Origin of the sequence: Serratia sp. EWG9 (assembly GCF_019913725.1) — a bacterium.
GTDB classification, from domain to species: Bacteria; Pseudomonadota; Gammaproteobacteria; order Enterobacterales; family Enterobacteriaceae; genus Serratia; species Serratia ureilytica.
On the sequence record NZ_JADNRO010000001.1, the window covers coordinates 182,056 to 208,706 of the forward strand.

The 26,651-nt window shown below is 58.8% G+C and carries 25 protein-coding genes, 1 pseudogene and 1 other annotated feature; of the genes and pseudogenes, 16 read left to right on the top strand and 10 right to left on the bottom strand.

The annotated features are described in order from the left end of the window. Positions 1 to 21 precede the first annotated feature (21 nt). Positions 22 to 125: a sequence feature (Trp leader region), on the bottom strand. A gap of 252 nt (positions 126 to 377) precedes the next feature. From ITX55_RS00955 to rluB, 5 genes are all read left to right on the top strand, one after another. Then, positions 378 to 1,259, top strand: coding sequence for a PHP domain-containing protein (locus ITX55_RS00955; RefSeq protein WP_223084692.1), 882 nt, complete (start codon positions 378 to 380; stop codon positions 1,257 to 1,259). Between the two features lie 47 nt (positions 1,260 to 1,306). Then, the gene (locus tag ITX55_RS00960) at positions 1,307 to 1,927 is read left to right on the top strand and encodes an L-threonylcarbamoyladenylate synthase (RefSeq protein WP_033643268.1); all 621 of its coding nucleotides are present in this window, start codon (positions 1,307 to 1,309) and stop codon (positions 1,925 to 1,927) included. A gap of 115 nt (positions 1,928 to 2,042) precedes the next feature. Further along, complete coding sequence (locus ITX55_RS00965; protein WP_016927523.1) at positions 2,043 to 2,402, top strand: Rap1a/Tai family immunity protein; 360 nt, start codon at positions 2,043 to 2,045, stop codon at positions 2,400 to 2,402. A gap of 148 nt (positions 2,403 to 2,550) precedes the next feature. Beyond that, on the top strand, positions 2,551 to 3,348 hold the full coding sequence (locus tag ITX55_RS00970; RefSeq protein ID WP_223084694.1) for an alpha/beta fold hydrolase: 798 nt from the start codon (positions 2,551 to 2,553) through the stop codon (positions 3,346 to 3,348). A 159-nt stretch (positions 3,349 to 3,507) separates the two neighbouring features. After that, on the top strand, positions 3,508 to 4,413 hold the full coding sequence (gene rluB, locus ITX55_RS00975) for a 23S rRNA pseudouridine(2605) synthase RluB (protein WP_033643266.1): 906 nt from the start codon (positions 3,508 to 3,510) through the stop codon (positions 4,411 to 4,413). 38 nt (positions 4,414 to 4,451) lie between these two features. Here rluB and cobO read toward each other — a convergent pair whose 3' ends face one another. Further along, complete coding sequence (gene cobO / locus ITX55_RS00980; RefSeq protein WP_033643265.1) at positions 4,452 to 5,042, bottom strand: cob(I)yrinic acid a,c-diamide adenosyltransferase; 591 nt, start codon at positions 5,040 to 5,042, stop codon at positions 4,452 to 4,454. A 13-nt stretch (positions 5,043 to 5,055) separates the two neighbouring features. Beyond that, positions 5,056 to 5,817, bottom strand: a complete 762-nt coding sequence (locus ITX55_RS00985; RefSeq protein ID WP_147838010.1) for a YciK family oxidoreductase — start codon at positions 5,815 to 5,817, stop codon at positions 5,056 to 5,058. Between the two features lie 359 nt (positions 5,818 to 6,176). Between ITX55_RS00985 and sohB the strand changes: the two genes are divergently transcribed. Next, on the top strand, positions 6,177 to 7,223 hold the full coding sequence (gene sohB, locus ITX55_RS00990; RefSeq protein WP_072627554.1) for a protease SohB: 1,047 nt from the start codon (positions 6,177 to 6,179) through the stop codon (positions 7,221 to 7,223). Positions 7,224 to 7,273: 50 nt separating this feature from the next. On the opposite strand, the gene ITX55_RS00995 is transcribed toward sohB, so the two are convergent. Further along, entirely contained in the window at positions 7,274 to 7,525 is a 252-nt protein-coding gene (locus tag ITX55_RS00995) for a YciN family protein (protein WP_033643262.1), read from the bottom strand. Between the two features lie 427 nt (positions 7,526 to 7,952). Between ITX55_RS00995 and topA the strand changes: the two genes are divergently transcribed. The 4 genes from topA (at position 7,953) to acnA (ending at position 15,371) form a co-directional block, all read left to right on the top strand. Continuing rightward, positions 7,953 to 10,550 (top strand): type I DNA topoisomerase, encoded by a 2,598-nt coding sequence (gene topA / locus ITX55_RS01000; RefSeq protein WP_042784671.1) that lies wholly within the window; start codon positions 7,953 to 7,955, stop codon positions 10,548 to 10,550. Positions 10,551 to 10,911: 361 nt separating this feature from the next. Beyond that, on the top strand, positions 10,912 to 11,886 hold the full coding sequence (gene cysB, locus ITX55_RS01005; protein WP_004930690.1) for an HTH-type transcriptional regulator CysB: 975 nt from the start codon (positions 10,912 to 10,914) through the stop codon (positions 11,884 to 11,886). 352 nt (positions 11,887 to 12,238) lie between these two features. Further along, entirely contained in the window at positions 12,239 to 12,475 is a 237-nt protein-coding gene (locus tag ITX55_RS01010) for a hypothetical protein (protein ID WP_049866682.1), read from the top strand. A 223-nt stretch (positions 12,476 to 12,698) separates the two neighbouring features. Further along, entirely contained in the window at positions 12,699 to 15,371 is a 2,673-nt protein-coding gene (gene acnA / locus ITX55_RS01015; protein ID WP_197850172.1) for an aconitate hydratase AcnA, read from the top strand. A gap of 57 nt (positions 15,372 to 15,428) precedes the next feature. Here acnA and ribA read toward each other — a convergent pair whose 3' ends face one another. Further along, a complete protein-coding gene (gene ribA / locus ITX55_RS01020) occupies positions 15,429 to 16,022 on the bottom strand; it encodes a GTP cyclohydrolase II (RefSeq protein WP_019452695.1) in 594 nt (197 codons plus the stop codon). A gap of 278 nt (positions 16,023 to 16,300) precedes the next feature. Here ribA and pgpB point away from each other — a divergent pair, with 278 nt between their 5' ends. The 3 genes from pgpB (at position 16,301) to lapB (ending at position 18,845) form a co-directional block, all read left to right on the top strand. Next, on the top strand, positions 16,301 to 17,065 hold the full coding sequence (gene pgpB, locus ITX55_RS01025; protein ID WP_047026012.1) for a phosphatidylglycerophosphatase B: 765 nt from the start codon (positions 16,301 to 16,303) through the stop codon (positions 17,063 to 17,065). A 298-nt stretch (positions 17,066 to 17,363) separates the two neighbouring features. Further along, a complete protein-coding gene (locus ITX55_RS01030) occupies positions 17,364 to 17,666 on the top strand; it encodes a LapA family protein (protein ID WP_033643257.1) in 303 nt (100 codons plus the stop codon). A gap of 6 nt (positions 17,667 to 17,672) precedes the next feature. After that, on the top strand, positions 17,673 to 18,845 hold the full coding sequence (lapB, locus tag ITX55_RS01035) for a lipopolysaccharide assembly protein LapB (RefSeq protein ID WP_015378034.1): 1,173 nt from the start codon (positions 17,673 to 17,675) through the stop codon (positions 18,843 to 18,845). Between the two features lie 61 nt (positions 18,846 to 18,906). Here lapB and ITX55_RS01040 read toward each other — a convergent pair whose 3' ends face one another. Together ITX55_RS01040 and ITX55_RS01045 are read right to left on the bottom strand one after the other, a co-directional pair. Further along, positions 18,907 to 19,206 (bottom strand): hypothetical protein, encoded by a 300-nt coding sequence (locus ITX55_RS01040; RefSeq protein WP_033643255.1) that lies wholly within the window; start codon positions 19,204 to 19,206, stop codon positions 18,907 to 18,909. A 171-nt stretch (positions 19,207 to 19,377) separates the two neighbouring features. Next, positions 19,378 to 19,638 carry a YdgH/BhsA/McbA-like domain containing protein gene (locus ITX55_RS01045; protein WP_033643254.1) on the bottom strand — a complete coding sequence of 87 codons (261 nt, stop codon included), beginning with the start codon at positions 19,636 to 19,638 and terminating at the stop codon, positions 19,378 to 19,380. 329 nt (positions 19,639 to 19,967) lie between these two features. Here ITX55_RS01045 and pyrF point away from each other — a divergent pair, with 329 nt between their 5' ends. Then, positions 19,968 to 20,696 (top strand): orotidine-5'-phosphate decarboxylase, encoded by a 729-nt coding sequence (gene pyrF, locus ITX55_RS01050; RefSeq protein WP_042784665.1) that lies wholly within the window; start codon positions 19,968 to 19,970, stop codon positions 20,694 to 20,696. Positions 20,697 to 20,706: 10 nt separating this feature from the next. Beyond that, entirely contained in the window at positions 20,707 to 21,033 is a 327-nt protein-coding gene (gene yciH / locus ITX55_RS01055) for a stress response translation initiation inhibitor YciH (RefSeq protein ID WP_004930637.1), read from the top strand. A 188-nt stretch (positions 21,034 to 21,221) separates the two neighbouring features. Here the strand turns inward: yciH and osmB are convergent. The 4 genes and pseudogenes from osmB to ITX55_RS01075 all read right to left on the bottom strand — a co-directional run bounded on the left by osmB (position 21,222) and on the right by ITX55_RS01075 (position 25,831). Beyond that, positions 21,222 to 21,439 (bottom strand): annotated as a pseudogene (gene osmB / locus ITX55_RS01060) (osmotically-inducible lipoprotein OsmB). 258 nt (positions 21,440 to 21,697) lie between these two features. Beyond that, a complete protein-coding gene (locus ITX55_RS01065; RefSeq protein WP_004930631.1) occupies positions 21,698 to 22,444 on the bottom strand; it encodes a DNA-binding transcriptional regulator YciT in 747 nt (248 codons plus the stop codon). A gap of 50 nt (positions 22,445 to 22,494) precedes the next feature. After that, the gene (locus tag ITX55_RS01070) at positions 22,495 to 24,927 is read right to left on the bottom strand and encodes a formate C-acetyltransferase/glycerol dehydratase family glycyl radical enzyme (RefSeq protein WP_223084698.1); all 2,433 of its coding nucleotides are present in this window, start codon (positions 24,925 to 24,927) and stop codon (positions 22,495 to 22,497) included. A 4-nt stretch (positions 24,928 to 24,931) separates the two neighbouring features. Next, positions 24,932 to 25,831, bottom strand: coding sequence for a glycyl-radical enzyme activating protein (locus ITX55_RS01075; protein WP_223084702.1), 900 nt, complete (start codon positions 25,829 to 25,831; stop codon positions 24,932 to 24,934). Positions 25,832 to 25,980: 149 nt separating this feature from the next. Here ITX55_RS01075 and fsa point away from each other — a divergent pair, with 149 nt between their 5' ends. Beyond that, a complete protein-coding gene (gene fsa, locus ITX55_RS01080; protein WP_033643250.1) occupies positions 25,981 to 26,646 on the top strand; it encodes a fructose-6-phosphate aldolase in 666 nt (221 codons plus the stop codon). The last annotated feature ends 5 nt before the right edge of the window (positions 26,647 to 26,651 follow it).

The following is a 26,651-nucleotide window of genomic DNA, read 5'->3' on the forward strand; positions in this document are numbered from 1 at the left end:
TGGTTCCAGTGAATTCTGTCCATAAAAAAGCCCGCATCAGGTGCGGGCTCAGGAAATCTGCATTGTCAGATGACAGCTATGCGCGATTACACCGCCCGCAAGAGGGAGGTACGCCACCAACCGTGAAGAGAAATGTATGTGTTCATTTGCAGACTCTCTTTGTTAACTCTCATCCGACACGGCCACTGCCGTGAACTTGTGTACTAGTTAACTGGTTCGCGAGGGCAAAGTCAACCCCCTTTTTGTACAATGTTTTAGCGGTCAGCGTGAATTCTGTTCATCATCCCGCCCGCGCGCCCAACCGGGGCAGAATAGATTTCCGTCCGGCCGCCGATCGCAGGTATGATAGAAAACCAAGCCATTGCCGGATAGCCGTTTTGACAGACAGTAACCCTCAATCCACCGCTTTTACCCTGTACGATCTCCACAGCCATACGACCGCCTCCGACGGCTACCTGACGCCGACGCAGCTGGTGCAGCGGGCGGTAGAGATGCGCGTGGGGGTGTTGGCGATCACCGATCACGACACGACCGCCGGGCTGGCCGAGGCCGCCGCCGCCATCGCGGAGCAGGTGTTGCCGTTGCGGTTGGTCAATGGAGTGGAAATCTCGACGCTGTGGGAAAATCATGAAATCCATATTGTTGGGTTGGGTATGGACGTCGCGCATCCGGCGCTGGTGGCGCTGTTGGCGGAACAAACCGAACGCCGCAACCGGCGGGCGCAGGAGATCGGCGTGCGGCTGGGCAAGGCGCGTATTCCCGACGCCTATGCCGGCGCCCAGCGCCTGGCCGGAGCCGGCGCGGTGACCCGCGGCCATTTCGCCCGTTACCTGGTGGAGATCGGTGTGGCGGACAATATGGCTCAGGTGTTCAAGAAATACCTGGCCAAGGGGAAAACCGGCTATGTACCGCCGCAGTGGTGTACAATAGAACAAGCCATTGATGCGATTCATCAATCGGGCGGCCAGGCGGTGATGGCGCACCCGGGCCGTTACGATTTGACCGCGAAATGGCTGAAACGCTTGCTGGCGCATTTCGCCGAACACGGCGGCGACGCCATGGAAGTGGCGCAGTGTCAGCAGGCGCCGCATGAGCGCACTCAGCTGGCGAAATACGCGCAAAACTACCGCCTGTTGGCCTCGCAAGGCTCTGATTTCCATCAACCTTGCTCGTGGATCGAACTGGGGCGCAAGCTGTGGCTGCCGGGCGGCGTCGAGCCGGTGTGGCGCGATTGGCCGCAGCCGGGCCAGGCGGTCTGATTTTACGCGCGTGGCAACGCGCGCGGGCATTATTTTAGGAGCAAGTCATGAGTCAGCTTTTTTATATTCACCCGGACAACCCGCAGCCGCGCCTGATCAACCAGGCGGTAGAGGTGCTGCGCAAAGGGGGGGTGATCGTCTATCCCACCGATTCCGGCTATGCGCTGGGCTGCATGCTGGAAGAGAAGGCGGCGATGGAGCGCATTTGCCGCATCCGTCAGCTGGACGGCAACCACAACTTTACCCTGATGTGCCGCGATCTGTCCGAGTTGTCGACCTATGCTCACGTCGATAATACGGCGTTCCGTCTGATCAAAAACAATACGCCGGGCAACTACACGTTCATTCTGAAAGCGACCAAAGAAGTGCCGCGCCGCCTGATGAATGAAAAGCGCAAAACCATCGGCCTGCGCGTGCCGTCGAACCCGATCGCGCTGGCGCTGTTGGAGGCGTTGAACGAACCGATGATGTCCACCACGCTGATGCTGCCGGGCAATGATTTCGCCGAGTCCGATCCGGAAGAGATCAGCGATCATTTGGGCAAGGTGGTCGATCTGGTGATCCACGGCGGCTTCCTCGGCCAACAGCCGACTACGGTTATCGATCTGACCGAATCCTCGCCGGAAGTGGTGCGCGAAGGCGCCGGCGACGCGGCGCCTTTCCGCTGATGTAAAATGTTGCCACCTTGCCCATTGTCTGAAAAACGGCTGAAGCGACGCTGTTTCGCGTGAAAGCCGCTATTCTTGAAGACTTCAGAATTGATAATGGGCAGGATGCGCAGCAATGATTAAACAGGTTTCTTTTTTAGCGGCCTTATTATTTTCCTCAATGGCAAATGCGGGTTTTTATTCGGGCAGCGGTTTGCTGGCGGAATCCGGCGGTTACGTAAAAAATAAAAGCGGTGAAGCCACCGTGGCCGAAGCGCTGAATGGCGGCATGTTTATGGGATACGTCGCCGGCGTATTCGATACCTATTCCATGCAGGGCAATCGCAATATCTGCCCAGAGGCCGGAATGAGCATCGGCGTAGCCGCCGACGCGGTAATGCAGTACTTGAACGAACATCCCGAGCAACTGCATTATTCCGCACCGTCGGTGATTATGCTGGCGTTGAGCGCCGCCTATCCCTGCGTGCGCCATTAAATTCCCATTCCAATAAGTGCGCATTTTTTCATAAGGTGCGCTCGGGTCTTTTCCGCACGAACTTCAATAGATCACGACCTGCTGCGCTGTCACCCTTAGCCCGTCGGTAATTCCCGAACGGGTCGGGGAGAGACGCGCAGGAGGTAATATGACCGCATTTCACAGTGCCAACATGACGCTCGATTATCAGGATATCGGCTCAGGGCCGCTCACGTTGGTGTTGCTGCCCGGCTGGTGCGAACCGAAAACCGTGTTTGAGCCGTTCATCGCGCTGGCGGCCGACCGTTATCGGACGATCAGCATCGATTGGCGTGGCCACGGCCTGTCGTCAAAAGCGGCGGAGATGTCGCTGACGGGGGACGATTTGCTGGAGGATGTGCGCCAACTGCTGACGGCGCTGCGTTTGGACAACGTGATCACCCTGTCGGTGGCGCACGCCAGTTGGTTGGCGGTGGCGTTGGCCGAGGCGTTGCCGCAGCAGGTGCAGGGCATGGTGTTTCTCGATTGGATCATGACGCAGCCGGAGCCGGCGTTCTTTGCGGCGGTGAGCCGCATGCAACGGCCGCAGCAGTGGTTGGCGGCGCGCGACGCCTTGTTCGACTTCTGGCAGGGCGGCATCCGCCACGATCGGGTCAAACGCCATCTGGAGGTCGAGATGGCGCAGGAGGATGACCGGCTCTGGCGCGCCGCCGGCGTGGCCATCGAACAGGCCTACCGGCAATTCGGTTCGCCGCTGCAACGCCTGGCGGGGATGAGCGCGCCGCCGCCGTGCCGGCATATTTACTCGCTGGATCGCCGCGATGACTATCTGCGGCAACAGCAGGAATTTGCCGCCGAGCGGCCGTTTTTCTCCGTGGCGCGTTTAGAAGAGGCCCGCACTCACCTCGGCATTCTGGAACGGCCCGACGCGGTGCTGAGGGCGGTGGAGGACTTCTTGGCGCCGTGAACGCCGCTTGGGGTCACCGCCGATAAAGTGGGTTTCAACACCTTAGAAAGCCTGTATAATGCGCGGTTCGATCCTGATAAACGTATTATTACCGTTGCGGCGATTGGCCGCGGCGGTTATCCCCCCGACGCCTGTGAAGGCGACATTAGAGGTTGCTCAATGAGCGAAAAGTTACAGAAAGTATTAGCGCGCGCCGGGCACGGCTCGCGTCGTGAAATCGAAACCATGATTGAAGCCGGGCGCGTCAGCGTCGACGGCAAGGTCGCCAAGCTGGGCGATCGCGTTGAAGTGACCCCGGCGATGAAAATTCGTCTGGATGGTCATGTCCTGTCGATCAAAGAGTCCGAAGAGGTGGTCTGCCGCGTGCTGGCTTACTACAAACCGGAAGGTGAGCTGTGTACCCGCAGCGATCCTGAAGGCCGCCCGACGGTGTTCGATCGCTTGCCGAAGCTGCGCGGTTCGCGCTGGGTGGCGGTAGGGCGACTGGACGTCAACACTTCCGGTCTGCTGCTGTTCACCACCGATGGTGAACTGGCCAACCGTCTGATGCACCCAAGCCGTGAAGTGGAACGCGAGTACGCGGTGCGCGTGTTTGGCCAGGTCGACGATGCGAAAGTGAAGCAGCTGAGCAAAGGCGTGCAACTGGAAGACGGCCCGGCCGCGTTCCGCACCATCAGCTTCCAGGGCGGTGAAGGCCTCAACCAATGGTACAACGTGACCCTGACCGAAGGCCGCAACCGTGAAGTGCGTCGCCTGTGGGAAGCGGTGGGCGTGCAGGTGAGCCGCCTGATCCGCGTACGCTACGGCGATATCGATCTGCCGAAGGGCCTGCCGCGCGGCGGCTGGGCCGAACTGGATCTGCCGGCGATCAACTACCTGCGCGAGCTGGTTGAATTGAAACCGGAAACGGTCAGCAAGATGCCGGTGGAGCGTGAGCGCCGCCGCGTGAAGGCTAACCAGATCCGTCGCGCGGTCAAACGTCACTCGCAGGTGGCCGGCAGCGGCCGTCGCAGTGCGCCGGGCAGCAAACCGAGTAAATCGGGCAAACCGAGCAAACGCAGCTAATCCGTCATTCTGGCCCCGTTCGGGGCCAGAACGTTTTGTTACCAATCAATCCCCTGTTGCGCCTTGATGCCCGCGTCGAACGCGTGTTTCACCGGCCGCATCTCCGTAACCGTATCCGCCATTTCCAGCAGCTCGCGATGGCAACCGCGCCCGGTCAGTATCACCGTTTGGTGCGCAGGGCGCTGCCGCAGCGCTTCTTTGAGCTCTTCCAGCTCCAGATAGCCGTAGGTCAACATGTAGGTCACTTCGTCCAGCAGCACCAGATCCAGGCCGCTGTCGGCCAGCATGCGTTTGCCGTGCTGCCACACTGCCTGGCAGGCGGCGGTGTCGCCTGCCTTGTTCTGCGTCTCCCAGGTGAAGCCGGTAGCCATCACCTGAAATTCAACGCCATGTTGCTGCAGCAGATTCTTTTCGCCATTGGGCCACTCGCCCTTGATGAACTGGATCACCCCGGCGCGCATGCCGTGACCGACCGCGCGGGTGACGGTGCCGAAGGCGGCGGTGGTTTTGCCTTTGCCGTTGCCGGTAAACACCAGCAGCAGGCCGCGGGTGTCCTGCGCCGCGGCGATGCGTGCATCGACCTGTTCTTTCAGGCGCTGCTGGCGCTGTTGATGACGATCTTCCGCCATGAAACGCTCCTTATTATTCGGCCGCGCCGGGTTTGCGGTTCGGCTGGGCGTCGAAGCTCATGCCGGTTTTTCGCCGGCTGTCCTCGCCCATCAGATACAGGTACAGCGGCATGATGTCAGCCGGGGTTTTCAGCTTGTTTTTGTCTTCGTGCGGGAAGGCGGATGCGCGCATTTTGGTGCGAGTTCCGCCCGGATTGATGCAGTTTACCCGCAAATTACGATTTTTGTATTCATCGGCCAATACCTGCATCATGCCTTCGGTGGCGAACTTCGACACCGCATAAGCGCCCCAGTCGGCGCGGCCGGTGCGCCCGACGCTGGAACTGGTGAACACCAGCGACCCGGCGTGGGATTTCAGCAGCAGCGGCAGCAGCGCCTGAGTCAGCATAAAGGTGGCGTTGACGTTAACCTGCATCACCTCTTGCCACATGGTTATCGACAGGTCGGCCATCGGCGCAATGTCGCCCAGCAGGCCGGCGTTGTGCAGCACGCCGTCCAGGCGCGGAATTTGGCGCGCCAGATCGTCGGCTATCTGCCGGCATTGCTCCGGCGTGGCGTGCAGCAAGTCGAGCGTGACCACCAGGGTCGGGGCGCCGCCCTGGGCCGCGATCTCTTGTTGTACCGCCAGCAGTTTGCTCTCGGTGCGTCCCAGCAGCACTAACTGGGCGCCGAAGCGAGCGTAGGTCAGCGCCGCTTCGCGGCCGATGCCGTCTCCGGCGCCGGTGACCAAAATAATGCGTTGTTCGAGTAGATCTTGTTTGGGTTGGTAATGCACGATAAATCCTCGCCTGGGTGGCTGTTCTCCCGCGTATCGTGGGGAGCAAGGGTGAAACGCGCGGCCAGGGCGGGAGCGAGAGCTCGACCTTCTGCGGGCCGCGCAGCGAATCTGTCTCATCATATTGATGAATAATGGGTGTTATATGCCTTAATCCGTACGCATTTTCAATGCGTAGCAGGCTGAAATGGCATTCTTTTGTAACAAAAGCGGCGCGGCGGCGGCTTGGTTCGGCCTTGAATCGTCCCCATAGTGACGTGCAGAACGCAATGAATTTTCATTTAGCCGCGACAGCAGGCGCTGCGGTTGGCTAAAATGGAAAGAATCATACTAACAACCTGTAAATAAAGGCGGAATCTGTGGAGTTTATATCTGTTTATGGCCTGTTTCTGGCCAAGGTCGCCACGGTGGTGCTCGCCATCGCCGCGTTGGCCATCCTGGCGGTCAGTCTGGGGCAACGCAAGAGCCGCCAGAAAGGGGAGCTGCAGCTGACCGATCTCGGTGAACAGTATCGCGAAATGCAGCGCGATATGCGCCTGGCGCGTATGGATACTGCCGAGCAAAAGGTTTGGCTGAAACAGTTCAAGAAGCAGACCAAATCTGATGACAAATTGAAGAAGCAGCGCGCCAAATCTGGCGCGGTGGAAGTGGCCAAGCCGTGCCTGTACGTGTTGGACTTCAAGGGCAGCATGGATGCGCACGAGGTGACGTCGCTGCGCGAAGAGATCTCCGCGGTGCTGGCGGTGGCCTCGGCGCAGGATGAAGTCCTGCTGCGTCTGGAAAGCCCGGGCGGGGTGGTGCACGGCTACGGCCTGGCGGCTTCGCAGTTGGAGCGCTTGCGCAAAGGCGGCATCCGCCTGACGGTGGCGGTGGATAAAGTGGCGGCCAGCGGCGGCTACATGATGGCCTGCGTCGCGGATCGCATCGTGGCGGCGCCGTTCGCCATCATCGGTTCCATCGGCGTGGTGGCGCAGATCCCGAATTTCCATCGCCTGCTGAAGAAGAACGACATCGACGTGGAGCTGCATACCGCCGGGCAGTTTAAACGTACGCTGACGCTGTTCGGTGAGAATACCGAGCAGGGGCGCGAGAAGTTCCGCGAAGATCTGAACGAAACACACGAGCTGTTCAAACGCTTCGTGCACGAGCAGCGCCCGTCGCTGGACATCGACAACGTCGCCACCGGTGAGCACTGGTTCGGGACCCAGGCCAAAGAGAAAGGCCTTATCGACGCCATCGGCACCAGTGACGATTTGTTGATCGCCGAGTTGGATAACCACGAAGTGATCGCCGTGCGCTATGCACGTCGTAAACGTTTGATGGATCGTTTCACCGGCAGCGCGGCGGAAAGCGTCGATCGTTTGCTGTTGCGCTGGTGGCAGCGCGGGGAAAAGCCGTTGTTGTAAGGCGAGAAGAGCAGGAATCAACGGGGGCCAGGTGCCCCCGTTTTGTTTTCTCAATCGACCAAATGGTATTTTTCCGAAAGCAGGTGAGCCAAATGTTTAAACATATTAAATACGGCGGTGGTTTTGGCGGTGGGCAATCCATCGGCATCTAAAAAGTATTCGCCGCGAAAAACTAAAACGCCGCTTTTTTGTTCAACGTCGGTGGCGATCATGCCGTGCAGATAATCTTCGTGTTGGCGGATGATGTTATTTGCTTCCGCCAGCAGGGCCTCGCGGCCGATAGGTGCAGTATTCTTGTACATTTATTAGACTCCAAACAAAAAACGCTGCGCATATTCTAACGCCGGTTCGCTTTTATCCGCAAACCGACTAAGGTTTATTTGCCGTCTGGATGGCCATGGGCGGCGGCCGGTTGGCGAAATCTGCCTTTCCGTGCTAATTAGGTTGCGTGACGCTTTTTATCAGGTACAGTGTGGGATTTTGCGGCGTCGGGTGGAAGGTTTTGTTTACGCCATGAATAAAAATCACGCAGCCATACTTCTGGGGCATGGGTGAATAGCAGGCAGGATCAACAACTTGCGTTCAGGTTGAGCAGTTGGGCAACCAAAAGAAAAAAATCTGTTGATCTCTTGCCAGACTGCCGCAATATAAAAAAAGAGACACGAATTGCCGCGGCACGGCGAGATAAAAGACTTCTTTTTAGAAGAAATAAATTAGGTAAAGGTAAATATGGGTAAAGCTCTCGTAATAGTTGAGTCCCCGGCAAAAGCCAAAACTATTAATAAATATTTAGGAAGTGACTACGTGGTGAAGTCCAGCGTCGGTCATATCCGTGATTTGCCGACCAGTGGCTCAGCCAGCAAAAAGAGCGCTGACTCAACCGAAGACAAAGCCAAGAAAAAAGTTAAAAAAGATGAGAAGGCGGCGCTGGTAAATCGCATGGGCGTCGACCCTTACCACGGCTGGAAAGCGCATTATGAAATCCTGCCGGGTAAAGAAAAAGTGGTCGCCGAGTTAAAATCGTTGGCGGAAAACGCCGACCACATTTATCTCGCAACCGACCTTGACCGCGAAGGGGAAGCCATCGCCTGGCACCTGCGGGAAGTGATCGGTGGGGATGACAAACGCTTTAGCCGCGTGGTGTTTAACGAAATCACCAAAAACGCGATCCAACAGGCGTTCAAACAGCCGGGCGAGCTGAACATTGACCGCGTCAACGCGCAGCAGGCGCGCCGGTTTATGGACCGCGTGGTGGGCTATATGGTCTCGCCGCTGCTGTGGAAAAAAATCGCCCGCGGCCTGTCCGCCGGCCGCGTGCAGTCGGTGGCGGTGCGCCTGGTGGTTGAGCGTGAGCGCGACATCAAGGCGTTCGTGCCGGAAGAGTACTGGGAGCTGCATGCCGATCTGCTGGCGAAGGGTGACACCGCGCTGCAGATGGAAGTGACCCATGCGCACGACAAACCGTTCAAGCCGGTCAACCGCGAGCAGACGCACGCCGCGGTCAAGTTGCTGGAAAAAGCCCGCTACACGGTGCTGGATCGCGAAGACAAACCGACCAGCAGCAAGCCGGGCGCGCCTTTCATTACCTCCACGCTGCAACAGGCCGCCAGCACCCGCCTGAGCTTCGGCGTGAAGAAAACCATGATGATGGCGCAACGGCTGTATGAAGCCGGTCACATCACCTATATGCGTACCGACTCCACCAACCTGAGCCAGGATGCGCTCAACATGGTGCGTGGCTACATCGGCGACAACTTCGGCGATAAATACCTGCCGAAGGCGCCGAATCAGTACAGCAGCAAAGAGAATTCGCAGGAAGCGCACGAAGCGATCCGTCCTTCGGACGTGAACGTGCTCGCCGAACAGCTCAAAGACATGGAAGCGGACGCGCAGAAACTGTATCAGCTGATCTGGCGTCAGTTCGTCGCCTGCCAGATGACGCCGGCGCAATACGATTCCACCACGCTGACGGTGAAAGCCGGCGATTATCAGCTGCGCGCCAAGGGCCGTACGCTGCGCTTTGACGGCTGGACCAAGGTGATGCCGGCTCTGCGCAAAGGCGATGAAGATCGCACGTTGCCGTTCGTCGAAATCGGCAGCGAGCTGGATCTGCAGAAACTGATCCCGAGCCAGCACTTCACCAAGCCGCCGGCGCGCTACAGCGAAGCCTCGCTGGTGAAAGAGCTGGAGAAACGCGGCATCGGCCGTCCGTCCACTTACGCCTCCATCATCTCGACCATTCAGGATCGCGGTTATGTGCGGGTGGAAAGCCGCCGTTTCTATGCCGAGAAAATGGGTGAGATCGTCACCGATCGCCTGGAAGAAAACTTCCGCGAGCTGATGAACTATGACTTCACCGCGCGCATGGAAGACGGCCTCGATGAGGTCGCCAACAACCAGGCCGAGTGGAAAGCGGTGCTGGACGAATTCTTCGTCGACTTCAGCGAGCAGTTGGAAACGGCGGAGAAGGATCCGGAAGAAGGCGGCATGCGGCCTAACCAGATGGTGATGACCAGCATCGACTGCCCGACCTGCGGTCGCAAGATGGGCATCCGTACCGCCAGCACCGGCGTGTTCCTCGGCTGTTCCGGCTACGCGCTGCCGCCGAAGGAACGTTGCAAAACCACCATCAACCTGGTGCCGGAAGCGGAAGTGCTCAACATCCTCGAAGGCGACGACGCGGAAACCAACGCGCTGCGCGCCCGCCGCCGCTGCCAGAAATGCGGTACGGCGATGGACAGCTATCTGATCGACAACCAGCGCAAGCTGCACGTCTGCGGTAACAACCCGGCGTGTGACGGCTATGAGATCGAAGAGGGCGAGTTCCGTCTGAAAGGCTATGATGGCCCGGTGGTGGAGTGCGACAAGTGCGGCTCGGAAATGCACCTGAAAATGGGGCGTTTCGGCAAGTACATGGGCTGCACCAACGAGAACTGCAAAAACACCCGCAAGATCCTGCGTAACGGCGATGTCGCGCCGCCGAAGGAAGATCCGGTGCCGTTGCCGGAGCTGCCGTGCGAGAAGTCCGACGCCTATTTCGTGCTGCGTGACGGCGCTGCCGGCGTGTTCCTGGCGGCCAACACCTTCCCTAAATCGCGCGAGACCCGTGCGCCGCTGGTGGAAGAACTGGCTCGCTTCAAGGATCGTCTGCCGGAGAAACTGCGCTACCTGGCCGATGCGCCGGTGGCGGATGCCGAAGGCAACAAAACGCTGGTGCGTTTCAGCCGTAAAACCAAGCAGCAGTACGTCTCCTCTGAAAAAGACGGCAAGGCGACCGGTTGGTCCGCGTTCTACGTGGACGGCAAGTGGGTCGAAGGCAAGAAGTAAGGCCGATGTCCTGACCGCAAGATGAAAAACCAGCCCTGGCGGCTGGTTTTTTTATTGGTGAAAAGGGGCAAACGGATCTATCCTTTGCTGTTTTTATCCCTCCGACACCGCCGTTTCACGTTGATACCCATGCAAAATAATCGTTATCATAGTGTGACGCGGATCTATACTTGAAGCTGCATCGTGGTATAGTGGTTATATAAAAAGTTTTTTTATTATTAAAGCTTATTAACAACGGCGTTTTCTTCACCATCAGGGTAGAACACGGGGTTTATGGCTTGTGAGTTTCAGCATACCGGGGCGACACCGATATACCTGGCTGCGGGTAAGCCGCAGTGTTTAACCTAGGATGGTATAAGATATGAAATTGCAGCAGCTTCGTTACATTGTGGAAGTGGTTAACCACAACCTGAATGTCTCCTCGACGGCAGAAGGGCTCTATACCTCTCAACCCGGCATCAGCAAACAGGTGCGCATGCTCGAAGATGAGCTGGGCATCCAGATTTTCGCCCGCAGCGGCAAGCACCTGACCCAGGTCACCCCCGCCGGCCAGGAAATCATTCGCATCGCGCGTGAAGTGCTGTCCAAGGTAGACGCCATCAAGGCCGTCGCCGGTGAACACACCTACCCGGATAAAGGCTCGCTGTACGTCGCCACCACGCATACCCAGGCTCGCTACGCCTTGCCCAACGTGATCAAAGGCTTCATTGAGCGTTACCCGCGTGTCTCGCTGCACATGCATCAGGGCTCGCCGACGCAGATCGCCGAAGCGGTCTCCAAGGGCACCGCTGATTTCGCCATCGCCACCGAAGCGCTGCACCTGTATGACGATCTTATCATGCTGCCGTGCTACCACTGGAACCGTGCGGTGGTGGTGAAGCCCGATCATCCTTTGGCGGGCAAAAGCAGCATCAGCATTGAAGAACTGGCGGCTTACCCGATCGTCACTTACACCTTCGGCTTTACCGGCCGCTCGGAGCTGGACACCGCCTTCAACCGCGCCGGCCTGACGCCGCGCATCGTCTTTACCGCCACTGATGCCGACGTGATTAAAACCTATGTGCGTTTGGGATTGGGGGTAGGGGTGATCGCCAGCATGGCGGTGGATCCGGTACAGGATCCGGATCTGGTGACGGTGGATGCGCGCGATATCTTCACCTACAGCACCACTAAAATCGGCTTCCGCCGCAGCACCTTCCTGCGCAGCTACATGTACGACTTCATTCAGCGCTTCGCGCCGCACCTGACGCGCGACGTGGTCGACAGCGCAGTGGCGCTGCGCTCCAACGAAGAGATTGAAGCGATGTTCAAGGACATCAAGCTGCCGATTAAGTAATCGTTGACGATATCAAATCAAACCCGGTTAGGCGCCTGCTAAACCGGGTTTTTTTAGCCCGGAAACCCGCACCTTCCTTGTTTCTCAGGATCATCCTGAAAAGCCGCCGTCCTCTTTTCAACCCGTTAGCCTCTAAGTAGACTGCAAAACGTTCGGATAATTGAGTATGGAAATTCAACGTTATGCAGATATGCAGGCTTAACTACGCTGATTTATCGAGTGATTTCCAGATCCTTCGGGATGCGCTGCTAAGGCGTAGAAAGGTGAGAGTGCCTGGAGGTCGAGGGCTGATGGCGTACGGTCGTATAGATGTTCAAGGCGAGCCTGATTACAGTAAATGCGTGGTATCACAATGAAAAAAAGTCTCTGGATTGTTCTGTTCTTGTTGCTAACCCTTTTGTTGTTGCGCTACCTGCCAGACGGAATTTTCGACAGCTTCGTTTCCAACAACATAGAAATTAACGGTGATGGTGAAATAGGGATGAATAATTTCGACTCGGCTGTCATTGCCATTAAATTGGGTGTCTCTGCCATCATTGCTGCAGTTGTGCTCACAGTATGTCGCCGCCTGGTGCGCAAACCCCGCTAAAGCCGCGAGATTTTCCCTGCCAAAACGCCGCCTCGTTGCGGCGTTTTCGTTGACGCGTGGCCTAACCCCTTGGCTGCGCTCGCACTTCCTTCTTCTTGATTGTTCTCACCTATCGCTGTGATCAAATCGTGTTGTTATCAAAACGTTAACTTATCTTTGTGGTATCTTTAAACAAGACCTCACTGATTACCCTGTTTTAATCACAATAAGAAATGGAGGAGCTATGTCGTCCGATCTTCGTGAAACAAGTCTGGATAAGCTGGTTGCGCTGAATAGCGAATATTACTACTACAGTCTGCCGTTGGCGGCGAAGCAGCTGGGTGATATCGACCGGTTGCCGAAATCAATGAAAGTGCTGTTGGAGAACCTGCTGCGCCATGTGGATGGCGATACCGTGCAGGTTGACGACCTCAAGGCCATCGTCGCCTGGTTGCAAACCGGCCATGCTGACCGTGAGATCGCCTACCGTCCGGCGCGCGTGCTGATGCAGGATTTTACCGGCGTTCCGGCGGTGGTGGATCTGGCGGCGATGCGTGAAGCGGTGCGGCGGCTGGGCGGCAATGTCGACCAGGTGAACCCGCTGTCACCGGTGGATCTGGTGATTGACCACTCGGTTACCGTCGATGAATTCGGCGATGACAACGCCTTCGAAGACAACGTTCGTATCGAAATGCAGCGCAACCACGAGCGCTACACCTTCCTGCGCTGGGGGCAGAAAGCCTTCAACCGTTTCCGCGTGGTGCCGCCGGGCACCGGCATCTGCCACCAGGTCAACCTCGAATACCTCGGCCAAACGGTGTGGCACAGTGATGAAAGCGGTCGCCGCGTGGCCTATCCGGATACGCTGGTGGGCACCGATTCTCACACCACCATGATCAACGGCCTGGGCATTCTCGGCTGGGGCGTCGGCGGTATCGAAGCGGAAGCGGCGATGCTGGGCCAGCCGGTGTCGATGCTGATCCCGGACGTAGTCGGCTTTAAGCTGACCGGCAAGCTCCGCGAGGGCATTACTGCCACCGACCTGGTGCTGACCGTCACTCAAATGCTGCGTAAGCACGGCGTTGTTGGCAAGTTCGTCGAGTTTTACGGCGACGGCCTGGCCGATCTGCCGTTGGCGGACCGGGCGACCATCGCCAATATGTCGCCGGAGTTCGGCGCCACCTGCGGTTTCTTCCCGGTAGATGACGTCACGCTCGGCTACATGAAACTCAGCGGCCGCAGCGCCGAACAAATCGCGCTGGTGGAAGCCTACGCCAAGGCGCAGGGCATGTGGCGCAACCCGGGGGATGAGCCGGTATTCACCAGCTCGCTGGCGCTGGATATGTCGACGGTCGAGGCCAGCCTCGCCGGGCCGAAACGCCCGCAGGATCGCGTCGCGCTGCCGAATGTGCCGCAGGCGTTCAAGGCCGCTACCGAGTTGGATATCGGCGGCCACAAGACCAAGGCAGACAGCAAACCCTTTACGCTGGATGGGCAGCAGCACGAGCTGCACGACGGCGCGGTGGTGATCGCGGCGATCACCTCCTGCACCAACACCTCCAACCCGAGCGTGATGATGGCGGCCGGCCTGCTGGCGAAAAACGCCGTCAAGAAAGGGCTGCGCAGCAAGCCTTGGGTAAAAACGTCGTTGGCGCCGGGTTCCAAAGTGGTGACCGACTACTTCGACAGCGCCAAGCTCACCGCTTATCTGGAAGAACTGGGGTTCAACCTGGTGGGATATGGCTGTACCACCTGTATCGGCAACTCCGGGCCGCTGCCGGATCCTATCGAGCAGGCGATCAAAGAGGGCGATCTGACCGTGGGCGCGGTGCTGTCGGGCAACCGTAACTTCGAAGGGCGCATCCACCCGCTGGTGAAAACCAACTGGCTGGCCTCACCGCCGCTGGTCGTGGCGTATGCGCTGGCGGGCAGCATGAAGATCGATCTGACCAAAGAGCCGCTGGGCGAGGGCAATGACGGTCAACCGGTCTACCTGAAGGACATCTGGCCGAGCAGCCAGGACATTGCTCAGGCGGTGGAAGAAGTGCGCACCGAGATGTTCCACAAAGAATACGGCGAAGTGTTCGATGGCGACGCCAACTGGCAGGCGATCCAGGTGACCGGTTCGGCGACCTATCAATGGCAGGAGGATTCTACCTATATCCGCCATCCTCCGTTTTTCAGCACCATGAAGGTGAAGCCGGATCCGGTGCAGGACATCAAGGACGCGCGCATTCTGGCGATTCTGGCCGATTCGGTGACCACCGACCACATCTCGCCGGCGGGCAACATCAAGCGCGACAGCCCGGCGGGGCGTTACCTGAGCGAGCACGGCGTGGCGCCGCAGGACTTTAACTCCTACGGTTCGCGCCGCGGAAACCATGAAGTGATGATGCGCGGCACCTTCGCCAACATCCGCATCCGCAACGAAATGGTGCCGGGCGTGGAGGGGGGCTATACCCGCCATATTCCGTCGCAGCAGCAACTGTCTATCTACGACGCCGCCATGCAGTACCAGCAGGAGAAAGTGCCGCTGGCGGTGATCGCCGGTAAAGAGTACGGTTCCGGCTCCAGCCGCGACTGGGCGGCGAAAGGGCCGCGCCTGCTGGGCGTGCGGGTGGTGATCGCCGAATCCTTCGAGCGTATTCACCGCTCCAACCTGATCGGCATGGGTATTTTGCCGCTGGAGTTCCCGCAGGGCGTGACGCGCAAAACGCTGGGGCTGACCGGGGACGAGCAGATCAGCGTCGGCGGCCTGCAACAGCTGCAGCCGGGCCAGACGGTGCCGGTACATATCACCTATGCCGACGGGCGCAAGGAGGTGATCGATACCCGTTGCCGCATCGATACCGGCAATGAGCTGACCTACTACGAAAACGACGGCATCCTGCACTACGTAATCAGGAAAATGCTGTAAATCGGGCAGTAAAAAGGGCGCCGCAAGGCGCCCTGATGGTTTTCACCGTGGCGGCGATCACTTCTGGTCGAGCAAATGGCCCATTTTGGCGGCCTTGGTGGCCAGATAGTGTTCGTTCTTCGGATTGCGGCCGACGATCAGCGGCACGCGCTCGCTGATATTGATACCGGCTTCGGTCAGGATCTCGACCTTTTTCGGGTTGTTGGTCAGCAAGCGCACCGCGTCGACGCCCAGCAGTTTGAACATGTCGGCGCACAGGGTGAAGTCGCGTTCGTCGGCGGCGAAGCCGAGCTGATGGTTGGCTTCCACGGTGTCTGCGCCCTTATCCTGCAGGGCATAGGCGCGGATCTTGTTCAACAGGCCGATATTGCGGCCCTCCTGGCGATGATAAAGCAGGATGCCGCGGCCTTCTTCGGCGATCTGCTCCAGCGCGGCTTCCAGCTGAAAACCGCAGTCGCAGCGCAGGCTGAACAACGCGTCGCCGGTCAGACATTCGGAATGCACGCGTGCGAGCACCGGCGCTTCACCGGAAATATCACCGAAAACCAGCGCCAGATGATCGTGCCCGGTCGCCAGTTCTTCGAATCCTACCATCAGGAAATCGCCCCAAGGTGTCGGCAGTTTAGCCTCTGCCACCCGTTTAAGCTGCATGTCACTCTCCACAAAAACCTACGATTCAATCATTGTCGCGCATCCTAAGTCCGGTCAGTGCATTGACCAAGACTAAAACGTGCTACGCCGATCTCTATTTCGTTAATTATCGGCTATTTTGCCACAACTTCTTGCCGGGCGGTGCTCAGCAAACCAGCAGATGGCGTTTTCTGGCCACCTATTATTGCGATAGGTTGTCTATCTGTTTAATTTTTCGCGTGTTATCAAGATTGCACTCTTGTTACACTGCAGCCTGATTCACGCAGAGGAAAACGGGAATGTATGAGATAGCAAAACGCACGGCGGGCGGCGCGTTGCTGCTGCTGTTGATGCCGCTGGCGGTCTGGGTATCCGGCTGGCACTGGCAACCCGGCGGCAATGACCGGCTGCTGAAAGCGCTGTACTGGGTGACCGAAACCGTGACCTCGCCGTGGGGCATTCTGACCAGCGCGATCCTCTGCGGTTGGTTTTTGTGGTGCCTGCGCTTTCGGCTGAAGCCGGCCATCGGTCTGGCGATGCTGCTTTTCGCCGCGCTGTTGATTGGGCAGGGCGTGAAGTCGTTGATCAAGGATCGGGTGCAAGAGCCGCGTCCTTTCGTGGTGTGGTTGGAGCAAACCCACGGCGTGGACGGCAAGTATTTCTACTCGCTGCAGCGCAAAGAGCGCAGCGCGCTGGTGCGCGAGCAACTGCAAGACCAGACGCTGGTGCCGAGCTGGCTGCGCAAGCACTGGCAGTTTGAAACCGGCTTTGCTTTTCCGTCGGGGCACACCATGTTCGCCGCCACCTGGGCGCTATTGGGCGTAGGGCTGCTGTGGCCGCGCCGCCATTACAAAACCGTCGCGATCCTGATGGTGTGGGCGGCCGGGGTAATGGGCAGCCGCTTGCTGCTGGGCATGCACTGGCCGCGCGATCTGGCGATGGCCACGTTGATCAGCTGGTTGCTGGTGGTGATCACCTGCTGGCTGGCGCAGCGCTGGTTCGGTCCTCTGACGCCGCCGCCGCAAGAGCAGCAGGAAATCGCGGCGCGCAAGCCGGAGAAATGAACGTTATGTGACCATGTCACAAAAAGCGCGGCGCCAGATCGGCGCCGCATTAACCGCTTACATTTTCCCGCCATTGCAATCCGCGCCGTCGCCCCCATATCCTTATAAATTCGACGTTTTGAGAAGCTTTCTCATCAATTTGTTCGTTAAAGCCGTTTACTGCCGAATATGCCAGCAGATATGTGGTTTTATCGTGCCGCAGGGTTTCCCTGCCGCAACGGGAAATGCTAACTTAAGGGTTAGGGACGCCACGTTTTGGCATCGTTCATCCGATTCACTCGGCATCGCGGGAAAGAATGTGAAATATTTGCTGATTTTTTTGTTGGTTCTGGTGATCTTCGTGATTTCCGTCACCCTGGGCGCGCATAACGATCAGGTGGTCAATTTTAACTATCTGGTTGCGCAGGGCGATTATCGCGTATCGACCCTGTTGGCCACGCTGTTTGGCGCCGGTTTCATTCTCGGCTGGATCATTTGCGGTCTGTTCTATCTGCGTACGCGCATTGCGCTGGGCCGTGCCGAGCGCAAGATCAAAAGGCTGGAGCTGCAGCTTGAGCAGCCCGCTGAACCGGCGGCTCAGGCCGTTGTCAGCAAGGAATAACCCTCTATGTTAGAACTGCTGTTTCTGTTGCTGCCCGTGGCTGCCGCGTACGGTTGGTACATGGGGCGCAGAAGCGCTCAGCAGGATAAACAGCAAGAAGCCAACCGCCTGTCGCGTGAATACGTGGCAGGGGTGAACTTTCTGCTTTCAAACCAGCAGGATAAGGCGGTCGATCTGTTCCTCGACATGTTGAAAGAGGACAGCAACACCGTTGAGGCCCACCTGACGTTGGGCAACCTGTTCCGCTCGCGCGGCGAAGTCGACCGCGCTATCCGCATCCATCAGGCCTTGATGGAAAGCGCTTCCCTGACCTTTGAGCAGCGCCTGTTGGCGGTGCAGCAGCTGGGCCGTGACTATATGGCCGCCGGGCTTTACGACCGTGCGGAAGACATGTTCAGCCAGTTGACTGACGAAGCGGATTTTCGCGTCTCGGCGCTGCAGCAATTGCTGGTGATCCATCAGGCGACCAGCGACTGGCAGAAAGCGATCGACGTGGCGGAAAAGTTGGTCAAGCTGGGCAAAGAGAAACAACGCGTCGAGATCGCGCACTTTTATTGTGAACTGGCGCTGCAGGCGATGGGCAGCGACGATCTCGATCGGGCGATGAGCCTGCTCAAGCGTGCGGACGCGGCCGATAAACAGTGCGCGCGCGTGTCCATCATGTTCGGGCGCATTTACATGGCGCAAAACGATTACGCCAAAGCGGCGGAGTCGCTGCAGCGCGTACTGAGCCAGGATAAAGAGCTGGTCAGCGAAACGCTGCCGATGCTGCAGGAATGCTACACGCATCTGCCGGAACAGCAGCACAACTGGGCTGATTTCCTTAAGCGCTGCGTGGAAGAGAACACCGGCGCAACCGCCGATCTGATGCTGGCCGAAATCATCGAGCAGCACGAAGGGCGCGACGTGGTGCAGGTCTATATCAACCGTCAGCTGCAGCGTCACCCCACTATGCGGGTGTTTTATCGGCTGATGGATTATCACCTGGCGGACGCTGAAGACGGCCGTGCGAAAGAGAGTCTGCTGTTGTTGCGCGATATGGTCGGCGAGCAAATTCGCACCAAACCGCGTTACCGCTGCCACAAATGTGGCTTCACCGCGCACTCGCTCTATTGGCATTGTCCGTCGTGTCGCGCCTGGTCATCGGTTAAACCGATCCGCGGTCTGGACGGACAATAGCGTGGCGGCGAGACAAAACAAAACGGGGCGATTGTTCGCCCCGTTTTTTTATGTTCATCGCTTACTTTTTCTTGCCGCCTTTAGCGCCGGTTTTCAATAGCTGACGCAGCTTCTTCAGCTCTTTCTGGCTCAGAGGCTGTTCGATTTCTTCTTCGGTGCTTTGATTGTCGATCTCGCCGTGGTGCAGGTCGTCCGCTTTCTTGGCCGGTTTTTCTGCCTTGACGACGGGCGCGTTGAAGCTGCTTTCCAGGCGCTGGCACACTTCCACGCTCAATGAAAATTCGTTTTCAGCGGCGGCGGCGCGGATTTTCTCCTTCAGTGCCAGAGGAATTTTAATGGTAAGTGTCGATATCTCGCTCATTTTGAAAGCCTTTCTGCAGGAAGATGCCTTCAAGCTAAGCCACTGGCGATCGGGTGTCTAGTGTGTAATAAAAATTTAATATTTTTGTAACAATAAAGAGCGGGGCAAAGGCGGGTTTTTAAGCGGGAAATAGAGGCAGGGCCCGAAATCTCGGGCCCTGTACCGGAAACCTTATTTGTAGATGATCGCGGTGCCGCTCAACATGTTGTTACCGCCGGCGGAGATAATGCGGTAGCTGCTGGCGCCCTGAGCATCTGCTTTAGCGGCCAGTTTTTTCTCCAGGCTGCTGAGGGTGGTTGCGTGGCCTGCGGAAACGACGCCGGTCGCGGTCAGGCTATCGGCCTGCTGGCTGTTGATAGGCTCAGCGGCCAAAGTGGCGAAAGAGGTCAGTGCGATAGCGGCAGCGGCTGCAAAATATTTGATGGTTTTCATGGGTGACTCCAGTCTGTTTATTTAGGAAGGAAGCCATTCGCTTCCGATGTGGTGAATAATAAAGCATCTGGGCCGATTGAAAATCTGATAATGCTGAGCAAGTTGTTCAAAATATTTGATCTATAATTTACGCATCTTTACGGCGTTTTACGCTGCGTGGTTTATTGCTGACGCGCTTACGTTGACGCGCCATGACAAAGACGCAAGGTAACATGACAGAGCGCCGGTGCGCGCTGTGGCTGGGATTTCTGGCCCCTGGCATGTAGAATGCGGCGGTCAGTTTCGCGGGTGAGTCCCTGATTATCTCCATTTTACAGAAGGTAGAAGAAATGAAGTCTGAAAATAACGCTAATAACAATGACTTAAAATCATCTCCAATCGTTGTGGCGTTGGATTACGCCGATAAGAACGCTGCGCTGGCGTTCGCCGACCGTATCGATCCGCAAGACTGCCGGCTGAAAGTGGGCAAAGAAATGTTCACGCTGTTTGGACCACAGCTGGTGCGCGATCTGCACGGGCGCGGCTTCGACGTATTTCTTGACCTGAAATTCCACGATATTCCCAATACCACGGCGCATGCGGTAGCCGCAGCGGCCGAGCTGGGCGTTTGGATGGTCAATGTGCATGCCAGCGGCGGCGCGCGCATGATGACCGCCGCTAAAGAAGCGCTGGTGTCATACGGGGCGGATGCGCCGCTGCTGATCGCCGTCACGGTGCTGACCAGCATGGAAGCGGAAGACCTTCGCGGCATCGGCATCGAGGCGAGTCCGGCAGAACACGCCGAGCGCCTGGCGCGCCTGACCCGCGACTGCGGGCTGGACGGCGTGGTGTGTTCGGCACACGAAGCGCAGTGCCTGAAGGCCGCCTGCGGGCAGGCTTTCCAACTGGTGACGCCGGGGATCCGCCCTGAAGGCAGCGCGGCGGGCGATCAGCGTCGTATTATGACGCCGGTGCAGGCGCAGGCCGCCGGCGTGGACTATATGGTGATTGGGCGTCCGATCACCCAATCTGCGGATCCGGCCGCGACGCTGCGCGCGATCCGCGCCTCTTTGGCCTGAGGAAGCGATGATGAATGACGATAACAGCCGTCTGGTGTATTCCACGGACACCGGTCGCATCAAGCAGGAAGAGGTTAAACCGCAACGCGCCAAGGGCGATGGCGTTGTGCGCATCCAGCGCCAGACCAGCGGCCGCAAGGGGAAGGGCGTGTGCCTGATTACCGGCGTCGATCTGGATGATGCCGCGCTCGACAAACTGGCGGCCGAACTGAAAAAGAAATGCGGCTGCGGCGGCTCGGTGAAAGAGGGAGTCATCGAGATCCAGGGCGATAAACGCGATCTGCTCAAACAGCTGCTGGAAGCCAAAGGCATGAAGGTCAAACTGGCGGGCGGTTGAGGCGAATCGCCATGCCGCAGTGCAATGCTGCGGCATGGCTAGAGGTTGTTGCTGCCGGGGGTTAACCCGTTAACGGCGAAAGAACCATAGACTTAAAGTAAAACAGACCTGAAATCATCGTTATTGGTTAATACGTCAAAGCGCCGAGGCGCTTTTGCCCGCCTGTCGGCGGAGGAGCATCGGGCAGGTTATTTGCCAACCTGGTGACCGATGATGCCGCCCACCGCAGCCCCACCCAGCGTGCCCAAAGCGCTGCCGTTGGTCAGCACTGCGCCGCCGACTGCACCGGCGCCGCGCCGATAGCGGTGTTGCGATCGCGTTTGGACATGTTGGAACAGGCGCTCAGTGAAAACGCCAGAGTCAGAGCCAGAGCGGCGGTGGCGAAACGTTTATTGATAATCATCATAATGACTTCTCCTTAGCATTGGCTATATGGAAGTGCCCTATAAGTATAGGCGTTAACCATAAATCAGGCCTGCTGTTGATTCCCATACGGTATCGATATAAAAAATGGCATTTTTTGTTAACGGCCGAATAATTAGCGGGTTACGGCCCAAAAGTTACCGAAGCTGAGTATAGGTTTCTCGGGAAGGATAAACAGGTAAATAGTCTTAAAATCCCGCTGCGCAAGGGAAACGGCGGGCGGCGTGGCCCGCGCGGCGCGTTATTCGTTGACCAGCTCCACCTGTACGCCCTGACGTTTCAGCTGATGCTGATACTCCAGCGCCAAACGTGAATCGGTGATCACCCGGCTGATTTGCCCCGGCTGCGCCAGCGGGTTAGGCTGGATCTGGCCGAATTTGCTGGAATCCGTCAGCACGATATTCTCCACGCCCTTGGCCAGCACCGCGCTGACCACATCGGCGCGCATCATGTCGCGGCCGGTAAAGCCGGTTTCGGCCTGAAAGCCGTCAATGCCGATAAACGCTTTGTTGAAATGCACCTGCTGAATGCACAGCCGCGTGAGCGGGCCGACCACGGTCTCGCTTTTCTTCTGGTACATGCCGCCCAACACAATCACGTCGCAGTCGGTTTCTTTGAGCAGGTTGGCGATGTAGTGGCTGACGGTGATCAGCGTAATGCGCTTGCGTTCGGCGATGTAGCGCGCCAGCAGGGCATTGGCGCTGCCGCTCTCGATAAAAATCGTCTCGCCGTCGTTGACCTGCGCGGCGGCGTACTGCGCCAATCGTTGCTTAAGGGTGAAATTGGACATCATGCGGGCGTCGACGTCGTCGCTTTCCAACGCCACGGCGGAGCCGTGCACCCGCTTCAGATAACTGCGTTTTTCCAGCAGGTTGAGATCCTGCCGGATGGTGACTTCCGAGACGCCCGAAGCGCGCGCCAGCTCATTGACGCTGATCCGGCGGCGATCGTTAACCAACTGCAATATGGTCTGTTGTCGTAAATTCATATCGGCCTGATGATGCGGCCGCCAAGGTGCGGCCACTAAGAGTCAAAGGTTTAAAGAGTATGTTCTGTGCGCGCAATAATATCATCCTGCGCCTCAGGGGATAATGCGGTAAAGAAGGCGGAATAGCCAGCTACGCGAACCACTAAATCACGATATTGGTCAGGGTGTTGCTTCGCCGCCAGCAGCGTGTCGCGCGACACGATGTTGTACTGCACATGCCAGCCGCGATAGCTCTCGAAGAAGGTGCGCAACATCAGCATCAGCTTCTCCCGATCGCGCGGGTTGTCCAGCGTCGCCGGGTTCAGCTTTTGGTTGAGCAGCACGCCGCCGAGGATCGCCTCGGTCGGCAACTTGGCGAGCGAATTGAACACTGCCGTCGGCCCCAGGTGGTCGGTGCCGGACGCCGGGCTGGCGCCTTCCGCCAGCGGCGTGTGCGCCTTGCGGCCATCCGGCGTGGCCAGGGTGGCAGCGCCGAACGGCACGTTGGCCGAAATCGACGAGGTGCCGGCGTAATAGCCGCCGCCGATTGGCCCACGGCCGAAGCGGGTGTTGCGATACTGCTTCAGTTCTTCGATGTAGGTTTGGTAGGCGCGCACCAGCAGCCGATCGACCTCGTCCACATCGTTGCCGTATTTGGGCGCAGCGTTAAGCAGCCGCTGACGCAGCTGTTCGCCATCCAGCCCGGAGAAGTCTTCGGCCAGCGCCGTCGCCAACTGCTGCTGGCCGATCGCCCCTTGGTCGAACACCAGTTTGCGCACCGCCGCGAGGCTGTTGCCCAGGTTGGCGATGCCGACCTGCAGCCCGGAAACCCAATCGTATTTGGCGCCGCCTTGTTTGATGCTTTTGCCGCGTTCAATGCAGTCATCCACCAGCGCGGAGCAGAGGATATCGTGGGCGTTCTCCTCCAGCACGCTGTCCACCACGCACTCGATCTCAATTGACTTGCGCGTGTAGTAGCGGATTTGCCGATCCCAGGCGGCCATCACCTGCTCGAAATCGGCGAAGTTTCCTTTGGACAGCGCCTGTTCCTGCGGCAGGAAGATCTGCCCGGACGTGGCGTCGCGGCCTTGTTCCAGCGCCGCCAGCAGCACGCGGGCGAAGTTGATGAAGCTCATGCCGGTGCAGCGATAGCCCCATTTGCCGCCGACGGCGGTCTCGATACAGCCGATGGCGGCGTAGTCGTAAGCGTCCTGCGGTTCGACCCCCAGCTTGATGAACTCGGGAATGACAATTTCGTCGTTATTGAATGCCGGCATGCCGAAACCGCAGCGGATCACCTGTACGCAGGCGTCGAGGAAATCGGCGCTCATCCCGGCGTGGTAACGCACGCTGAGGTTGGGCTGTGTGGAGCGCAGGCGGCCACAGGATTCGAGAATGGCGTAGGACAGCGGATTGACCGCGTCGCACGGCCGGCCATCGACCAGTTTTTGCCCGCCGATGGTGACGTTCTGGTACAGCGGGCTGCCGGCGGAGGCCTTGGAGTGTGAGCCGGAGCGGATCTTGTTGACCTCCAGCAGCTTCAGCCAGCAGCTGTGCAGCAGCTCAATGGCGTTTTCCCGCGTCAGGTTTTGCTCCAGCTCCACGTCGCGCCGATACCAGGGATAGAGATACTGATCGAGGCGGCCAAAGGAAACCGAATGGCCGTTGGATTCGATCTGCAACGTCAGCTGGATGAAATAGCACAGCTGCAGCGCCTGCCAGAAGGTTTGCGGTGGGCGATGGGCGATCCGGTCGCAGTTGTCCGCGAGGGTCTGCAGCTCGGCGCGCCGCCAGTCGCGGGCTTCGTTTTGCGCCATGTCGCGTGCCAGGCGGGCGAAGCGCAGGATGTGCCCGCTCAGCGCCGTCAACACAATATCGATAGCGTTGAGAAACTGCGCCTTGTGCAGATCTTCCCACTCGGTCAGACGCAGGCGGCTGCGGCGCGCGCGCACTTTTTCACGCAGGCCATCGAGGCCTTGTTCCAGCAGCAGCGGGAAGTTGACCGCCAGATGGGCGTCGCCGGAGGTCATGTTGCCCTCGGCCTTGATGATGCCGGTGGCCAGCAGCGCCTTCTGTTCGTCGGTGAACATGCCGTAGCAGCGATCCTGCACCGTTTGGCCGCGCCACCAGGGGCACAGACGATGCAAAATTGCCTTGTTCTCGTCGCTGACCGAAAAACCGGCGCCCGGCCGGTCGGCCAACTGGTCTATTTCGTTTTCTATCCAGCCGACGGTGTATTCGGGGAAGATCGGCGCGGCGCGCAGCTCGCTGGCCTGGTTGCCGACGATCAGCTCGTCGTTGGCGATCCAGATGCTGCGTTTCGCCAGATGGTTGGCCAACGCCAGGGCGCGGCGCACCGGCAGCGGCTTGTCCTGATGCTGCTGATAGGCCTCGGTATAGTGCTGCGCGCGTTCGGTGCACACCGGCGGTTTGACGATGTGAATCAGCGCATTCTTATGCGCCTGGATACGGGCGCTCAGGGTAGTCAAATCCAACGTGGTCATGGTGTTATCCTCGCAAAATGGCGGTCAGGCCCTTGGCGCCGGCATAGTCTTCGGCGAAGGCCAGCAGGTCGGGTGCGTCCAGTGGCGTGCGGGCGGCACGGTAGGGTTCGCCGAGCAGGTGGTACTTGTTGATGCCGAGCGTGTGGTACGGCAGAAAGTGGATCTCCGACACGCCGATCTCGTCGGCGGCGAAGTCGACGATGGCACGGACAGAGCGGCGATCGGCGTTGAAATCGGGGATCAGCGGCACGCGTACGGTCATTGGTACGCCGTGCGCCGCCAGCCGACGAAAATTGCTCATCACCCGGCGGGCGGAACCGCCGGTCCAGGCTCTGAAGCGCGCTTCGTCGGTGTGTTTGAGATCGGCCAGCAGCAGATCCAGCCACGGCAGCGAAGGGGCGATATAACGCCACGGGACGTGCAGGCAGGATTCGACGGCGGTGTGGATGCCGGCCTCGCGGCCGCGCCGCAGCAGCTCCGCCGCGATGTCCGGCTGCATAAAGGGTTCGCCGCCGGACAGCGTTAAACCGCCGCCGCTGCGCAGGTAGAAAGGCTTATCCCGCATCACCTCGGCCATGATATCGTCGGGGTTGATCGGGCTGCCGCACAGGCTGAGCGCGCCGGTCGGGCAGGCGGCGGCCAGGGCGGCATAATCGTCTGCGCTAATCAGCTCGCGTTGCAGCGTCAACGGCCCGGCGGTGCGTTGCAGCCCTTGCGGACAACGCTCGGCGCACAGCGTGCAGCCGCTCAGGCACAGGCGTTCGTCAAACAGCAGGTCTGCGTGGCGCGAGCGGCTTTCCGGGTTCTGACACCACCGGCAGCTCAGCGGGCAGCCTTTTAAAAAGACCACGCTGCGGATGCCCGGGCCGTCATGGGTCGAGTAGCGCTGCAGATTGAAGATCATGAGTCACCCGTTTGGCGTTGCTGTATCTTTCGCCATTAAAGATGTTTCGAATGAAAGTTGAATTGATTTTGATCAAAAGTTAGCGCGGTTTTTGCCCTATGATGATCAGAGTTTGAATCCGCCTACAGAACATGACACAGGAGTCCGTGATGGAGCTTTATCTCGATACCGCCGATGTGACCGCGGTAAAACGCCTGGCGCGCATTCTGCCGCTGCACGGCGTCACCACCAACCCGAGCATAGTGGCGAAGGAAGGCAAGCCGATCTGGGAAGTGCTGCCCGCGCTGCGCGACGCCCTCGGCGGCACCGGCAAGCTGTTTGCACAGGTGATGGCGACCGATGCGGAACGTATGGTGGCGGAGGCGGCGCTGCTCAGCCAGCGGGTACCGGGGCTGGTGGTGAAAATCCCGGCGACCGCCGAAGGGCTGGCGGCGATCAAGAAGCTTAAAACGATGTCCATTCCGACGTTGGGCACCGCGGTGTACGGCGCTGCACAGGGGCTGTTGGCGGCCTTGGCCGGGGCGGAATATGTGGCGCCTTACGTCAACCGGGTGGACGCGCAGGGCGGCGACGGCATCGAAATGGTGCACGAGCTGCAGCAGCTGTTGAGCCTGCATGCGCCGTCGGCGCAGGTGCTGGCCGCCAGTTTCAAAACGCCGCGCCAGGCGCTGGAGTGCCTGTTGGCGGGCTGCCAGGCCATCACGCTGCCGGTGGACGTCGCGGAGCAGTTCCTGAACGCGCCGGCAGTGCAGGCCGCGGTCGAGAAATTCGAACAGGATTGGCAAGGGGCGTTCGGCTCCACGCTGTTAGGCTAAAGCCA

What these genes read in the sequence shown, in the direction of transcription:
- pgpB (WP_047026012.1), top strand. Translation starts at nt 16,301, where the DNA reads ATGTATGAGATAGCAAAACGCACGGCGGGCGGCGCGTTGCTGCTGCTG.
- ribA (WP_019452695.1), bottom strand. Translation starts at nt 16,022, where the DNA reads ATGCAGCTTAAACGGGTGGCAGAGGCTAAACTGCCGACACCTTGGGGC.
- ITX55_RS01075 (WP_223084702.1), bottom strand. Translation starts at nt 25,831, where the DNA reads ATGATCTTCAATCTGCAGCGCTACTCGACCCATGACGGCCCGGGCATC.
- ITX55_RS01040 (WP_033643255.1), bottom strand. Translation starts at nt 19,206, where the DNA reads ATGAGCGAGATATCGACACTTACCATTAAAATTCCTCTGGCACTGAAG.
- ITX55_RS00995 (WP_033643262.1), bottom strand. Translation starts at nt 7,525, where the DNA reads ATGTACAAGAATACTGCACCTATCGGCCGCGAGGCCCTGCTGGCGGAA.
- ITX55_RS00965 (WP_016927523.1), top strand. Translation starts at nt 2,043, where the DNA reads ATGATTAAACAGGTTTCTTTTTTAGCGGCCTTATTATTTTCCTCAATG.
- ITX55_RS01010 (WP_049866682.1), top strand. Translation starts at nt 12,239, where the DNA reads ATGAAAAAAAGTCTCTGGATTGTTCTGTTCTTGTTGCTAACCCTTTTG.
- ITX55_RS00960 (WP_033643268.1), top strand. Translation starts at nt 1,307, where the DNA reads ATGAGTCAGCTTTTTTATATTCACCCGGACAACCCGCAGCCGCGCCTG.
- yciH (WP_004930637.1), top strand. Translation starts at nt 20,707, where the DNA reads ATGAATGACGATAACAGCCGTCTGGTGTATTCCACGGACACCGGTCGC.
- topA (WP_042784671.1), top strand. Translation starts at nt 7,953, where the DNA reads ATGGGTAAAGCTCTCGTAATAGTTGAGTCCCCGGCAAAAGCCAAAACT.
- ITX55_RS01065 (WP_004930631.1), bottom strand. Translation starts at nt 22,444, where the DNA reads ATGAATTTACGACAACAGACCATATTGCAGTTGGTTAACGATCGCCGC.
- cysB (WP_004930690.1), top strand. Translation starts at nt 10,912, where the DNA reads ATGAAATTGCAGCAGCTTCGTTACATTGTGGAAGTGGTTAACCACAAC.
- lapB (WP_015378034.1), top strand. Translation starts at nt 17,673, where the DNA reads ATGTTAGAACTGCTGTTTCTGTTGCTGCCCGTGGCTGCCGCGTACGGT.
- ITX55_RS01070 (WP_223084698.1), bottom strand. Translation starts at nt 24,927, where the DNA reads ATGACCACGTTGGATTTGACTACCCTGAGCGCCCGTATCCAGGCGCAT.
- ITX55_RS00970 (WP_223084694.1), top strand. Translation starts at nt 2,551, where the DNA reads ATGACCGCATTTCACAGTGCCAACATGACGCTCGATTATCAGGATATC.
- pyrF (WP_042784665.1), top strand. Translation starts at nt 19,968, where the DNA reads ATGAAGTCTGAAAATAACGCTAATAACAATGACTTAAAATCATCTCCA.
- acnA (WP_197850172.1), top strand. Translation starts at nt 12,699, where the DNA reads ATGTCGTCCGATCTTCGTGAAACAAGTCTGGATAAGCTGGTTGCGCTG.
- cobO (WP_033643265.1), bottom strand. Translation starts at nt 5,042, where the DNA reads ATGGCGGAAGATCGTCATCAACAGCGCCAGCAGCGCCTGAAAGAACAG.
- ITX55_RS01045 (WP_033643254.1), bottom strand. Translation starts at nt 19,638, where the DNA reads ATGAAAACCATCAAATATTTTGCAGCCGCTGCCGCTATCGCACTGACC.
- fsa (WP_033643250.1), top strand. Translation starts at nt 25,981, where the DNA reads ATGGAGCTTTATCTCGATACCGCCGATGTGACCGCGGTAAAACGCCTG.
- rluB (WP_033643266.1), top strand. Translation starts at nt 3,508, where the DNA reads ATGAGCGAAAAGTTACAGAAAGTATTAGCGCGCGCCGGGCACGGCTCG.